Source organism: Pseudomonadota bacterium, assembly GCA_027624955.1.
Taxonomy (GTDB): Bacteria; Pseudomonadota; Alphaproteobacteria; order UBA828; family UBA828; genus PTKB01.
Genome location: JAQBTG010000028.1, coordinates 1 through 13,535, shown reverse-complemented (window position 1 = coordinate 13,535; position 13,535 = coordinate 1). Strand labels below are relative to the sequence as shown.

The following is a 13,535-nucleotide window of genomic DNA, read 5'->3' as shown; positions in this document are numbered from 1 at the left end:
TTCTAAACTTATCGCGGCGCGCCCGGCGTTGCTACAAAAGCCTCTTTGCCAGTCGGGCCGGCGGCGGATTCCACATGTACGCGCGATCCGGCCGGCAGCGGCCCATCAGCCAAAAACACCACCGCCCGCACGCCGCAATCGAGCCAAACCGTTGCGACCTGCAGAGGCAAATGCGGGCGAAAATTGGGCGACAAGCTGTGGTGGAGTGTGGCCGTTGTCTGCACCCGCCCACCGTTATCCGCCGGCTGCCAGGCGACGGTTTCGCTCAAACAATGCGGGCAGATTTCACGCGGCGGCCAATGCGCGCGGTGGCAGGACTGGCAATGCGGCAAACTGAGGGTGCCTGCTGTCATCCGCCACCCCCGGCAGCCAGAATAACCGCCGAGGAACAAAGGCCGCGGTCGAAATTCACTGTGCCGTAGCCTGAAACCAGCCCGACACCGGCGTTCTCCACTTGAATGCCCAGCGCCTGCCCTGTCACTTGGCGCAGGCCTTCCGTCATACCGACAAAGCCGCCGACGGCGCCGGCCTGCCCGAGCGACAATTGCCCGCCGCCGGTATTGAGCGGCAGGCCGCTGCCATCGGCGGTAAGGTCGGTCGCGCGGACAAATGCCGGCGCTTCGCCGGCAGCACAGAAGCCTAAGCCCTCAAGCTGGAACATCACGATTACCGGATAATCGTCATAAGCCTGGAGAAACGCCATGTCGCCCGGCCCGAGCCCGGCGGCCTGGTAGAGGACGTCGCGATCCATTGCCCAGCCGCCAGAAATTTGCACGTCGTTCTCGGGGTAGGCGTTGTGGCGCTCTATGCCGGCCAGAATGCGCCCATAGGGTAGCCGGCAAGCTTTCGCGCGGTCTTCGCTCATCACCAGGAAAGCCTCCGCCCCGCTGCACGGCATGACACAATCGTTAAGGTGCAACGGCTCAGCAATGGGTCGCGAACCCAAATATTCTTCGATGGTCAGCGGCTTCTTTAAAAGCGCGTGCGGAAATGCCGCTCCATTGTGGCGCTCGGCAACACAGATACGCCCCATATCCTCCCGTGTGGCGCCGGTGCGTTCCATATAATGGCGCGTGATGAGGGCGAAAGGCAGATTGGGGCCGGCCTCGCCGTAAGGCATCGCGCCGTCGCGCGAAAAGCTGCTGTAATTCTCCATCAACGAACCGAAGGCGTTACCGCCCAGAACATCAGCGGCAAGACAGGCCACGATTTCGGCGTCGCCAGCTTCGACTGCGCGGGCGGCGTGGCGGAGCGCAATCGGCCCCGAGGCGCCGCCCATCGGTAAATCTTCGAGCCAGCGCACAGTGAGGCCGAAATACTCGGTCAGCGACACAGCGGTATCGGGCCTGAGTGTGTAGCTGGCGGTGATCAGGCCGTCGATCTCGTGCTTGGCGATGCCCGATTGTTTTACGAGTTCGGCGAGCGCTCGGCCAAACCACCAATGCACGCCATGTTCGGAGCGCCGCGCATAGGGAATGGTAACCGGCACCGCAGCGGCGACACCTGCATAACCGCGCGCCAAGCGCGCCGTCACGCCACCTTGCCCGCGCGCGCCAACGTCTCCTTAAAAGCGGCGAAGACTGTGCCAGTCATGGCTTCAGGTTTCGGCTACAGCCCCATCTCATCCAACAACGGCGGCCATTTATCGGCCCAGGGACGGGCTTTCTCGAAATTGGCGCAGGCGCGAATTACCGCCGGATCGTCGAGATGGCGGCCGATGATTTGTAAACCAACGGGCAGGCCGTCTTTGGTGAAGCCGGCGGGGACGGAGGCCGCCGGTTGACCGGTCATGTTGAAGGGGAAGGTAAACGCCAGCCATTGGAACGGCGGCACAATCTGCCCGTCGATCTTTTCGATGCCCTGGATATGCAGACCAAACGCCGGAACCGTGAGCGTCGGCGTCAGCAGCAAATCATAATTCGCCATGAATTCCGCCGATCTGTTGGCGACCGCTTTGCGCGCCATCAAGGCGTCGGTGAAAGCTTCCGCGGTCCACGGTGCGCGGATGAAATCAACGAGATGCGGCGTCATATGATGAGCATGCTCATCGACCAGCTTGCGCAATCCGACCAGATCGGATTCGGCGGCGACAAGGCCCCAGAACGCGGCATAGGGATCTTCCCAACCGGGATCGGCTTCTTCCACGGTGCAGCCGAGTTCGCTGGCAAATACCTGGGCCGCGTCGCCGACAATCTGGCGCACTTCAGGATCAACTGCCGCATAGCCCCAGTCGGCGCTATAGGCAACGCGGAGGCCCTTGAGGTCGCCCTTAAGGCTTTCCATCCAATCGAAATTGGCCTCGGGCAGCGTGCGCCGGTCGCGCATGTCAGGGCCGGAGATAACGGAGAGCATGAGAGCACTGTCAGCGACGGTGCGGCTGATCGGGCCGATGCATTCGAGGCTTTCCCAGCTTGAGACGCCGGGCAGGGTCTCGTCTTTTGTGCCCGGCCACAGCGGCACGCGGCCCATCGATGCCTTGATGCCGACCAGGCCGCTGAACGAAGCCGGAATACGTACCGAGCCGCCGCCGTCGCTGCCGATCGCGAACGGCCCCATGCCGGACGCCACCGCCGCGCCGGCGCCAGCGCTTGAACCGCCCGGCGTGCGCTCCAGATTCCACGGATTGCGGGTCGTCTCAAACACCGGATTATGACCGACGCCGCTATAGCCGAACTCGGGCACATTAGTTTTGCCGGTGACGATGGCGCCGGCGGCGCGCAGGCGCTCGACCACGATATCATCGACGCCGCCATTGAAATCCTTATAGATGAACGAGCCCGAAGCGGTGGGCAAATCCTTCGTACAGATCAAATCCTTGACGCTGACCGGAACCCCGGCAAGCGGCCCCGGATCCTTGCCCGCCATGATGTCGGCCTCAAGCTGCTTGGCCGCGGCGCGCGCCAGCTCGGGCCCGGGGGTGCAAAAGGCGTGCAGCACAGGCTCAAGTTTTTCCATGCGCGCGATATTGGCGTCGATCACCTCGACCGGCGAAAGCTCCTTGGCGCGTACCTTGCTAGCCAGCGTAACCGCGTCCATGCGGCAGATTTCATTGCCATTCGCCATTGTTCCCGTCTCCCCAATTTTGTTCGCTTCTGCGCCGCATTGTGTCCGCAGGAACCCAAACACCCAAGCAATATTTCTCTGAACGTGTCTGTAGGCCGCTTCGGCAGGGCCCGAGTGACGCCGACGAAATCCTCGTACCTATCAAAACCGTCTTCGCGCATCCTTATATTGGAAATAATATCAATATATTTTCATTTGTTTACAGATGTATATACGTTTTTATTAATATATTAGATTAATAATAATGCCGTAACTCCGGCATGGTACGCCAAGACCGATCGCCATTTTCACCCTGAGATATTTGTGAATTTGTTGCCTGAGGCTCTATCCACTGGACAGCGGCGCGCCAAATAAAACAAACTCGAACCGTGACCGACCAAGCCATGAATACGCTCGTTATTGGGAGCGGCACGATGGGGCCGAGCCTGGCGCTTTGTTTGGCCCTCGCAGGCCATCATACGGTGCTTGCGGCGCGGCGCAGCGAAGCGCTGGCCGGGGCCGAGGGCGCTATCGAAATCGGCTATCGCGAGCTTGCCGACGCGGAGCTTTTGCCTGGTGCTGCCGAGGGCTGGCGCGGCCGTCTCTCATTCACCACCGACATTGCGGTAGCGGCACAGAATGTCGACGTCGCGTTTGAGGCAATTTCCGAGATTGCCGCCGAAAAGCAGGCGCTATTCGCGGCGCTTGACGCCATTGCACCGCCTGAGGCGATCCTCGCCAGCACCACTTCCGGCATGGCGGTCAATATCATTGCCGCACAATGCAGCCGGAAGGAGCGGATCGCGGTAGCCCATTTCGCCAATCCACCGCATTTGATGCCGGTCGTCGAAGTGGTACCGGGCAGTGCCACGGATAGCACCGTCATGGACCGGCTCTGCACATTCGTGAGCGGTCTCGGTAAACAGCCGGTCCGTCTCAAACGCGACCTTGCCGGACATTTGTTTAACCGCCTGCAATTTGCCCTAATGCGCGAGGCCTTCGCCCTGGTGCGGAGCGGAGTCGCCGATGCGGAAGACATCGACAAGGTGGTGAAAGAGGGTTATGCGCTTCGCCTCGCGGCCGAAGGGCCACTTGAGAAGGCCGATCTCGCCGGTCTTTCCTTGGTCGCCAGTGTGGCGCGCTATATATACCCCGATCTCGACAGCAGTCAGACGCCTGAGGATTTGACCGGTATGATCCTGGACGGCGATAGTGGCGCCGAGGCCGGGCGCGGATTTTACGACTGGACTCCAGAACGCAGCGCCGCCGTCATCGCCGAGCGCAATCAGGAAGTTATCCGCCATCTCAAGCGCTTGCGCGTAAAGCATGATAAAATGGGTAACCAATAGGGAATGGATATGCTTCAAAATAGCGACCCGGTATTGCGCCGCAGCCTGCTCTTCACCCCGGGCTTGCGCACCGAGCGTTTCGCCAAGGCGCTTTCTGGGCCGGCCGATATGGTGTGCATCGATCTCGAAGACGGCGTCGCGCCTGATTTCAAGGTCGAGGCGCGCGACAAGGCCATCCCTGCCCTGTTCGACGCTACGCTTGGCGGTAGCGCCGCGCGCGCCATGCGCATCAACCCGATCAAAAGCCAGCTTGGGATGCGCGATCTATTGGCGCTATGCGATTTCGGCGCGCCACCGCCTGCTCTGCTGCTGCCGAAGATCGACTCGCCCGAGGAAGTGCGCTGGGCGGCAGAACTCTTGGATGAGGCCGGCTACGAAGCAACTCGGCTGATGGTGATCATCGAAACCGGCCGCGCGCTCGAGGCGGCGCTAGATATCGCGGTCGCCTCCAACCGCATCGACACCATGCTGTTCGGCGCGGCCGACCTTTCGGCCGAGTTTGGTTCATCGCTCGATTGGGAGGCGCTGCATTATGCCCGCGGCCGGGCTGTTCACGCCGCATCGAGCGCCGGACTTGATCTGATCGACGTGCCGAGCCTCGATATCAAGGACGAGGACGGGCTAAAGCGCGAGGCGGGCCTCGCCCAGCGCATGGGTTTTACCGGTAAGGCGGCGATCCACCCGATTCAATTGCCGCCGATCAACGAAGCCTTTTCGCCGAGCGCCGAAACCATCGATTTCGCACGCCGGGTGATCGAAGCTTATGAGAGCAGCGCCCATGGCGTCACCCTGCTTGATGGCAAGGTGGTCGAAATGCCAGTGGTGCGGACGATGCGAAGAGCGCTTGCGATCGCCGATAAAATCGCCGCCAGCACGCGATGACGCCGCTTGCCGGAATCAAAGTCCTCGCCGTCGAGATCGGTGCCGCGGGGCCGTGGTGTTCACGCATGTTGGCCGATATGGGGGCCGAGGTCGTCAAGGTCGAGCCGCTGGAAGGCGATGTGTCGCGCCATTGGGACAGCGTTTGCAACGGCTTTTCCGCCGCCCATGTCTTTCTCAACCGCAACAAAAAATCTCTGACACTTAACCTCAAGTCCGACGAGGGCCGCGAGATATTCCTCAAGCTCGCCGCCGAGGCCGATGTGGTGATAGAAAACTTCCGACCCGGCGCGATGTCCCGCCTCGGCATCGACTACGAGGCAGTGCGCGCGGTTAAGCCGGACATCATCTACGGCCATATTTCGGGCTTCGGTCAAGACGGCCCCTACCGCGACGAAAAAGCCTACGACATGATCATCCAGGGCGAGGCCGGCTATATCCTGATGACCGGCACGGACGAGGCGCCGGCCAAAATTCCCGTCTCGATTTGCGATGAGACCGCCGGCTTTTATGCCGCGCTCGGCATTCTGGGTCTGTTGAACCGCCGTCATCAGAGCGGCGAAGGCGGCGAGTTCGAAGTGTCGATGCTGGAATGCGCCGCCACGCTGCTCGGCTATGCGCCGCACTTTATGTGGCACCGCGGCGAAGAGCCGCTCCGCACGGGCCTGCGCCATGGTCTTCTACTCCCTACGGCCCCTATAAAGCCGCCGACGATCTGTGGTTTTCAATTGCCGTGCTCAGCGAACCGGCGTGGCGCAAATTTTGCGAAGAAGTGATCGAGGCGCCGGAGATGCTTGCCGACCCGCGCTACAAGACCAATGAATCGCGCATCGCCAACCGCGCCAGCCTTGAGGGCCGCCTGGTCGAGCTGTTTATGGGACAGCCCAAGGCCGAATGGTTGAAACGCCTGCGCGCCGCCGGCATTCCCTGCGGCGGGGTCAACACCCTGGGCGAAGTGCTTGAACATCCACAGTTGAAGGCGCGGGGCGCCATCGGCGAGCTGAGTTCTTCAGTCGGGCCGCTAAAGGAATTCTTAAGCCCGATCCGCATCACGGGCCAAGCGCCGGTGTTCGATCACCTGCCCGATCTCGGCGAGCACAGCGAGGAAATTCTGCAGGCACTCGGTTATGACGCAACGGCGCGCGCGCGCCTCAAAGATTCCGGCGTCGTCTAATATAAAAACACGGAGCTCAGCATGAATTTCGAATTCACCCAGGATCAGAAGATTCTGCAATCCGCCATTGTGGATTTCCTCAACAAACTGCCGTTCGACAATGCCTATTGGCGTGAGAAAGAGGAAAAGGCCGAATGGCCGATTGAGTTCTGCACCGCCATGGCGGAAGGCGGCTGGCTCGGCGCGCTCATTCCGGAGGAATATGGCGGCTCCGGCATGGGCCTCACCGAAGGCTGTATCCTGATCGAGGAAATCGGCCGCCATGCCGGCATCAACGCCACCACCGCCGTGCACACCTCCATCTTTGGGCCGTGGCCGCTGATGCTGCATGGCTCGGAAGAGCTTAAACAACGGGTGCTGCCGCGCATCGCCAAGGGCGAATTCATCGCCTTCGCCATCACCGAGCCCGATATCGGCTTCGATACCACGCGCGTCGCCACATCGGCGGTGCCGACGGGCGACGACACATATATCATCAACGGCCAAAAGGCGTTCTGCTCGCGCGTCAAGGAATCGCAAATCCTCATGCTAGTCGCGCGCACAACGCCGTATGAGGAGGCCGAGAAGCGCACCCAGGGCATCACGCTTTTTTTCACCGAACTCGACTGGAGCACCGGCGCGCTCGAAGCACATGAGATGCACAAGATGGGGCGGAACGCCGTGCCGACCTATCAATTCTTCATGGATGATTGGGAGATTCCCGCCGCCGACGTATGCGGCGAGGTCGGGCGTGGGTTCCATTATCTGATCGACACGCTTAATCCGGAGCGCATCGCGGTTGCCGCGCAAGCGGTCGGCCTCGGCCATACCTGTGTCGCCCGCGCGGTCGAGTATGCCAAGGAGCGCGTCGTGTTCGGCCGCCCGATTGGCCAGAATCAGGCAATCCAATTTCCTCTCGCCGATGCCTATAGCCGCCTCGAAGCGGCGCGGCTGATGACCTATAAGGCAGCCTGGTTGTTCGACCGCGGTGAGCCATGCGGCGCCGAATCAAACATGGCAAAGGTGCTGGCATCCGATGCCGCGTTCTTTGCCGCTGACCGCGCGGTGCAAACCCATGGCGGCTATGGCTATGTGCGTGAATTCGATGTTGAGCGCTATTTCCGTGAGCTTCGACTGCTGCAGATCGCGCCGGTCAGCCAGGAAATGGCTTATAATCACTTGGCCCAGCATGTGCTCGGGCTGCCGCGATCCTATTGACCAAACGGCAAACTAGAAAAGGGGAGAGACGAAATGGTTGCACGCATGAAAGAGGTCGGCCCGAACCGCTTCCGTGAGGATTATGGCCGCTACTATGAAGATTTCGAGATCGGCCATATTTACGAACACCGGCCCGGGCGCACCATTACCCAGGCAGACAACACCTGGTTCACGCTCCTCACCATGAACAAGCATCCGTTGCATTTCGACCTCAACTACGCGAAAGACAGCGAGTTCGGCAAACCGCTGGTGAACAGCGCCTTCACCCTCGCGGTCGTGGCCGGGATGAGCGTCTCGGATGTGAGCCAGAAAACCATCGCCAATCTCGGCTGGGACGATATCAAGCTGACCGCCCCGGTGTTCGCCGGCGATACGATCTACGCCGAATCAGAAGTGCTCTCCAAGCGCGAGTCTAAATCCCGCCCGACCGCCGGCATCGTCACAATCAAAACCACCGGCCACAAAGAAGACGGCACGGTGTTTATGACGTTTGAGCGCAACATGCTGATCCCAAAGAGGGGCCACGCGGTGGATGATAAGTCGGAGCTTTACTAGAGTCGGAGCGTGACAAGCCGCTCTTCCCCGGAGGGGAACGAGGGGTTGGGGAGATGGGGCGAACCAAGCGCGAAGCGCTTTTTGCCATTGCGGATGGCGCCTAGCGCTGGCGCGCTTTGGTTCTCCCCTCTCCCAAGCCCTCTCCCCTGCGGGGAAAGGGTTTTGTCACTATCTGAGCGGCTCCAAAATTGAGCAGAAGTTGGCCACCGCCGTCCCGCCCATATTGAAAATCCCGGCGAGTTTGGCGTCCTTGACCTGAATGCCACCGGCGGTGCCGGTCAGTTGTTGGGCGCTGAGGACATGCATCGAAACGCCGGTGGCGCCGATCGGGTGGCCCTTTGATTTGAGGCCGCCCGAGGGATTCACCGGCAGCTTGCCGTCCATCTCCGTCCAACCTTCATGAATCGCTCTTGCGCCTTCGCCGCGCGGCGTCAGGCCCATCGCCTCATATTCGATCAGCTCGGCGATGGTGAAGCAGTCATGGGTTTCGACGAAATCGAGATCGTCGAGCGTCAGGCGGGCATCGCCGAGGGCCTTGCCCCAGGCTTTCTCACAGCCGTCGAACATCAGAATATCGCGCCGGCTCATCGGCAGATAGTCGTTCACATGGGCGGCGGCGCGGAAGATCACCGCCTTGGGCATACGAAGCGCGGTTTCGACATCGCTCAGAATTACGGCGGCGGCGCCGTCGGAGACGAGCGAGCAATCGGTGCGCTTGAGCGGCCCGGCGACGAGCGGATTTTTGTCCGAGACATTGCGGCAAAAATCATAGCCCAGGTCTTTTTGGATCTGCGCCAACGGATTGCGCGCGCCGTTCTTGTGGTTCTTGGTGGCGATCTTGGCCAGGGCGTCCGATTGATCGCCATGGCGCTGAAAATAATTCTCGGCAACGGTGCCGAAGACGCCGGCAAAGCCGCCCTCGATATCAGCCTCTTCCTTTACATAAGAGGCGCGCAGCAGATTTTCGCCAATCGCCGGGCCTTTTGTGTCGGTCATTTTCTCGACGCCGATGACCAGCACAAAACGCGCGCGTTTGGCCTCAATCGTCTTAATGCCCTGATAGATCGCGGAACTGCCGGTGGCGCAGGCATTTTCAACTCGGGTCGCCGGGATAAAGCGGAAGGCGTCGTCGGCTTGTAAGGCAAGAGAGGCGGTAAATTCCTGGCGCGAAAAGCCCGCATTGCAATGTCCGACGAGGATTTCGTCGATATCCGTCGCTTCCAGGCCCGCATCGGCAAGCGCGCCCTGCGCCGCCTTAACGATCAATGATTCGACATCTTCATTTTCATGTTTGCCAAACGGGGTGTGGCTCCAGCCAACGATGCAAGCGGTCATGCGTTCTCTCCTCAAGAATTCATGCGGGTATTATGCTCCTGGCAGATGGAGCAGCAAGCTTTGGTTGGCTGAATTAGTTGCAAAGTATACTATTTAACCTGAGTGCTTGCGGCGAAAACATGGCCTGCGAAATGGGTAATAAAAAGAACCATGCCGAACAAGGGATAGATGCCGTCGAGGCGCCCGCGGATGAGCGATTTCGTGAAACCTCTCCTGCCGAGCGCCGGGAGCTGCGCGATATCGCGCTCGCCCCCTACGCGGCGTTCGAAAAGCGCATTCTCGAGGATATTCTCGGCAAGGTTCAGGCCGGACATCAGATAGTCGGACGGACAGCGCCATGACCCTGATCGCCATCATCGACGACCAGATTACCAACCGGCGCATCTATTCACGTTTGGCGGCGTCGATCGTGCCGGATGCCGAAGTGCAAAGTTTTGCCGATCCCATCAAGGCGTTGGAATGGTGCAAGGACAATATCCCCGATATCGTCATCAGTGATTTCAAGATGGGCACCATGGACGGCGCCGCCTTCACGGCAGCTTTCCGCACGCAAAAAGACTGTGCCGATGTACCGGTTATTATCGTGACCGCGTTTGAAGACAAATCGTTCCGCTACCGGGCTCTCGATGCCGGCGCCACTGACTTCATCACCAGCCCGGTCGATGCGCGCGAATTCGGCACGCGGCTGCGCAATTTGTTGCGGATGCGCCGCCACCAGCTTGATCTGCAACGCCACGGCGCACACTTGCAGGAGAGGCTGGAAAAGAAAACCCGCCTGGGCGATCAAGCGCTGCGCGAGAGCGAAGAAATGCTGCGTCTGGTGATCGATACGGTGCCCGCCCTGATTAGCGCCACCGACAGCAATTCCAAATTTGAATTCGTTAACCGCAAACTCGCCGAAACGCTCGGCGTTGAACCGGAGCAAGCGGTGGGCAAGACCGTCGGCAACCTGATGGGCCAAGACTTCGGCCGCCGCAGTCAAGAGATCGACCACCAGGTTTTTGAGGGCGGCGAGACGATCGCCTCGATCGAGGAAGGCTTCGACGATGGCGGCGGCATCGCCCGCACGTTGCTCACGACAAAATCGCCGCTCCGCGATCAGGATGGCGGCGTGCGCAACGTGATTACGGTGTCGCTCGACATTACCGAGCGCAAGGAAGCGGAGCGCCAGCTCCACAAACTTTCGAGCGCCGTCGCCCAAAGCCCCAATGCTGTGCTGATCGCCGATCCGGACGGCACAGTGGAGTATGTCAATTCGCGCTTCGGCGACATCACCGGCCTGAACGGCGAAGACTTTATTGGCGGCAACCTATTCGCCTGGCACCGCGCCGCCTCACCGCCACAGAATCCAGAGCAAATCCTTTCCGAAGCAACGCAAGACGGCTCGGCACAGCGCGAATTTCAATTGCGGCGCGGCGATGGAGGCGCCTATTGGTGCCGCGCCATGACCAGCGTCATTCGCGATAGCGACGGCGAGGTAACGCATTTTCTCTCGATCATCGATGACATCAGCGACCGCAAGCAAGTCGAGGCGCAGCTGATTCAAACCTCGAAGCTCGCCACCCTCGGCCAGATGGCCGCCGGCATGGCGCATGAGCTCAACCAACCGCTCTACATTATCCGCATGGCCGCCGACCGCTGCCTGATGGAAATTGATGCGGGAACGCTCGAGCCCGAAACCGAGCGCGAGCATTTCGAAATCATTGTCGGGCAGTGCCAGCGCATGGCCGATATTATTGGCCACTTGCGCATATTTGGGCGGCACGATGCGCTTGAGCCCTGCTTGATGGACCCCGCCACCTCAATCCGCCGCGCTGTCGAGATGATGATCGAGCAATACCGCGTCAAAGACATCGAAATCAACGCCGAAATCCCACAGACGGCGCATCTCGTCATGGGCCATCCCATCCGCCTCGAACAGGTGCTGGTCAATCTCCTCAGCAACGCACACGACGCCATTTTGGATAGATTGGCGGCCGACCCAAATGGCGCAAAGGGTCGCATCTCTGTAGCCCTGATCGACGACAAACAGGCTGAGAATATATGTGTGACGGTGAGCGACAATGGCGGCGGCATTCCTGAGGATAAGCTCGTTTCAATCTTTGAACCGTTTTTCACCACCAAGGAAGTCGGCCAGGGCATGGGCCTTGGGCTCTCCGTCAGTCAGAGCATCGTCAGCGAGATGGGCGGCGAACTGGCTGCCTCGGCTAGTGGCGCAGGCACGTCCTTCTCTATCACCCTGCCCTACGCGATTGTAAATGAATCCAGCGAGTCATGAGCGCTGATACCGTATCCGGCACCCATCTGCTGCTGGTCGAAGACGAGCCTGTTGCGTCGAAGATGCTCGCCCGCATTCTCGGCCTCGAAGGCTACCGCGTCACGACCGCACCGGACGGCGTGAGCGCGCTCGAACAGATGGCGGAGGAGCCGCCCGATGCCATGATCACTGATCTCAAAATGCCGCGCGGCAGCGGCTCGGAGCTGGTACGTGAAGCGCGCGCGCAACATGCCAATCTTCCGATCGTCGTCGTCACCGGATTTTTCACAGGCGAAATGGAGCGCGAGCTCAAAGGACTCGGCGTCTCCACCGTCCTTCTGAAGCCGGTGGGGTTACGCGAACTTATCGACGCCATAAGAACTGCCCTTCGCTCGGCCGCCGATTAACCCGGCGGGCTCCGCGCGGCACTATTTGGCTGCTTACACATGATTTGCGCTTGAGAAGGGAGCTTGCGGTTCACCCTCAAGCGCGCTTCAAGTGCATCCAGCCTTCGGACTCGGTGACCGAGTAAAACGGATCGAACAGTTTCACGCCCGACATCTCAACAATGCTGTCGTCACCAATGTCGAGCGTCAGCACGCGGCCCTTGACGACGACCAGGATCACCGTGTGGGCGCTACCGCGCGAGCGGTCATAGCCAACCACGAGACGCAGTTGGTTCGAATGGAATCCGAGCGCCCGGAGCGCCAGATATTTCGCTGCGGCGAAATCCTCACAATCGCCTTTGGCCCGGCTTAGAAACTGAAATGGGGTCGCCCAGTAATCCTGAATGGCATAATTTTTTGCATCGGACTGATAGGTGAAGGCATTGAAATAGCTATTAATTTCCTTAATCTGCGTAACAGGGTCCAAATCTTTAAGGCTATTAATGACGGCGTCCCACAGCTTCGAGCCACGCTCTTCGTTGATCCGACCGTGTCCCTTGGCAAGGCGCAATTCTTGTTCGGCATAACGCTCCAGCATACTGTCCCAACGACGGAAGGTATTGGATTTCTTAACCTTCAATTCGTTGGCGCCGAAGACTGAGACGGAATCCATATTTGAGGCGAACGTGGTGTCGCCGGCCGCGGCTTCGCCGACGCCGATAAATCCAATTGCCAGGCCGAGCACGAGGATAAAAACGGGGGAAAGAACGATAGCGCGGCAAACGCGCGCGGCGCTGAGGTCAAATATGTAGCTGGTTCGCTTGGCTGAGTTCGATTCATTGCGAATGCAGCGATTGCGCGCGCCATATCCGCCAAGAAAACGGAATGGTCCACCATTAGTAATACTCATTTTTGCAAGCTCCCCACATGGAATATGGAACCTGCAAATAATACTTTCTTAACTATAAAGTTAATTGAAACATAGGGATATCAAAGACACCATTATGTATTGGGTATCTATACTAAAAGATAGGTTCTATATTCCAATGAATAGGATTTTTACATCGCCAAGTGGTAATTGTTTCAATTGATACGATCAGTCGAATTTGCATTTTTTTGTTGGGTGGGCAGTTGGCACATGACGTCGCTTGGCGACTGCGAACGCCTCCATTTCGTGGCGCGCACGAATATGGGAAAATAGCGGCGAATCGGGCGTTCTGACCAAACTGGCGCCGGGAGAGGCATATGCGGGTTTTGCTCGCGGACGACCATAAATTGGTGCGCGATGCGCTAGCCCGGATTATTCACGGCGTGTCGTGATAGGGTCGGTGAGCGTAGATTAAGCTGTTGAAATGCCGTAT

The 13,535-nt window shown here is 59.5% G+C and carries 13 protein-coding genes and 1 pseudogene; 9 read left to right on the top strand and 5 right to left on the bottom strand.

Annotated features, from left to right (window positions below):
- Positions 1-8: 8 nt before the first annotated feature.
- From O3A94_11720 to O3A94_11710, 3 genes are all read right to left on the bottom strand, one after another.
- Positions 9-353: a zinc ribbon domain-containing protein gene (locus O3A94_11720; protein ID MDA1356919.1), complete on the bottom strand. Its 345-nt coding sequence runs from the start codon at positions 351-353 to the stop codon at positions 9-11.
- Positions 350-1,534, bottom strand: coding sequence for a thiolase family protein (locus tag O3A94_11715; protein ID MDA1356918.1), 1,185 nt, complete (start codon positions 1,532-1,534; stop codon positions 350-352). The genes O3A94_11720 and O3A94_11715 overlap by 4 nt, the downstream gene beginning before the upstream one ends.
- 74 nt (positions 1,535-1,608) lie before the next feature.
- Positions 1,609-3,063: an amidase family protein gene (locus O3A94_11710; GenBank protein ID MDA1356917.1), complete on the bottom strand. Its 1,455-nt coding sequence runs from the start codon at positions 3,061-3,063 to the stop codon at positions 1,609-1,611.
- Positions 3,064-3,446: 383 nt separating this feature from the next.
- Here O3A94_11710 and O3A94_11705 point away from each other — a divergent pair, with 383 nt between their 5' ends.
- From O3A94_11705 to O3A94_11680, 6 genes and pseudogenes are all read left to right on the top strand, one after another.
- Positions 3,447-4,391: a 3-hydroxyacyl-CoA dehydrogenase NAD-binding domain-containing protein gene (locus O3A94_11705; protein MDA1356916.1), complete on the top strand. Its 945-nt coding sequence runs from the start codon at positions 3,447-3,449 to the stop codon at positions 4,389-4,391.
- A gap of 9 nt (positions 4,392-4,400) precedes the next feature.
- Positions 4,401-5,273 (top strand): CoA ester lyase, encoded by an 873-nt coding sequence (locus tag O3A94_11700; protein MDA1356915.1) that lies wholly within the window; start codon positions 4,401-4,403, stop codon positions 5,271-5,273.
- Positions 5,270-5,935, top strand: a pseudogene (locus O3A94_11695) (CaiB/BaiF CoA-transferase family protein). Before O3A94_11700 ends, O3A94_11695 begins: the two are co-directional and overlap by 4 nt.
- The gene (locus O3A94_11690) at positions 5,863-6,444 is read left to right on the top strand and encodes a CoA transferase (protein MDA1356914.1); all 582 of its coding nucleotides are present in this window, start codon (positions 5,863-5,865) and stop codon (positions 6,442-6,444) included. The pseudogene O3A94_11695 and the gene O3A94_11690 overlap by 73 nt, the downstream one beginning before the upstream one ends.
- 21 nt (positions 6,445-6,465) lie before the next feature.
- Positions 6,466-7,641, top strand: a complete 1,176-nt coding sequence (locus O3A94_11685; GenBank protein MDA1356913.1) for an acyl-CoA/acyl-ACP dehydrogenase — start codon at positions 6,466-6,468, stop codon at positions 7,639-7,641.
- A 33-nt stretch (positions 7,642-7,674) separates the two neighbouring features.
- Entirely contained in the window at positions 7,675-8,196 is a 522-nt protein-coding gene (locus tag O3A94_11680; protein MDA1356912.1) for a MaoC family dehydratase, read from the top strand.
- Positions 8,197-8,364: 168 nt separating this feature from the next.
- On the opposite strand, the gene O3A94_11675 is transcribed toward O3A94_11680, so the two are convergent.
- Complete coding sequence (locus tag O3A94_11675; protein ID MDA1356911.1) at positions 8,365-9,531, bottom strand: acetyl-CoA acetyltransferase; 1,167 nt, start codon at positions 9,529-9,531, stop codon at positions 8,365-8,367.
- 131 nt (positions 9,532-9,662) lie between these two features.
- On the opposite strand from O3A94_11675, the gene O3A94_11670 reads away from it, so the two are divergent.
- The 3 genes from O3A94_11670 to O3A94_11660 are packed head-to-tail and all read left to right on the top strand — an operon-like array spanning position 9,663 to position 12,195.
- Positions 9,663-9,872, top strand: coding sequence for a hypothetical protein (locus tag O3A94_11670; protein ID MDA1356910.1), 210 nt, complete (start codon positions 9,663-9,665; stop codon positions 9,870-9,872).
- Positions 9,869-11,809, top strand: a complete 1,941-nt coding sequence (locus tag O3A94_11665; GenBank protein MDA1356909.1) for a PAS domain S-box protein — start codon at positions 9,869-9,871, stop codon at positions 11,807-11,809. Before O3A94_11670 ends, O3A94_11665 begins: the two co-directional genes overlap by 4 nt.
- Complete coding sequence (locus O3A94_11660; GenBank protein MDA1356908.1) at positions 11,806-12,195, top strand: response regulator; 390 nt, start codon at positions 11,806-11,808, stop codon at positions 12,193-12,195. The genes O3A94_11665 and O3A94_11660 overlap by 4 nt, the downstream gene beginning before the upstream one ends.
- 76 nt (positions 12,196-12,271) lie before the next feature.
- Here O3A94_11660 and O3A94_11655 read toward each other — a convergent pair whose 3' ends face one another.
- Entirely contained in the window at positions 12,272-13,084 is an 813-nt protein-coding gene (locus O3A94_11655) for a transglutaminase-like cysteine peptidase (protein MDA1356907.1), read from the bottom strand.
- Between the last annotated feature and the right edge of the window lie 451 nt (positions 13,085-13,535).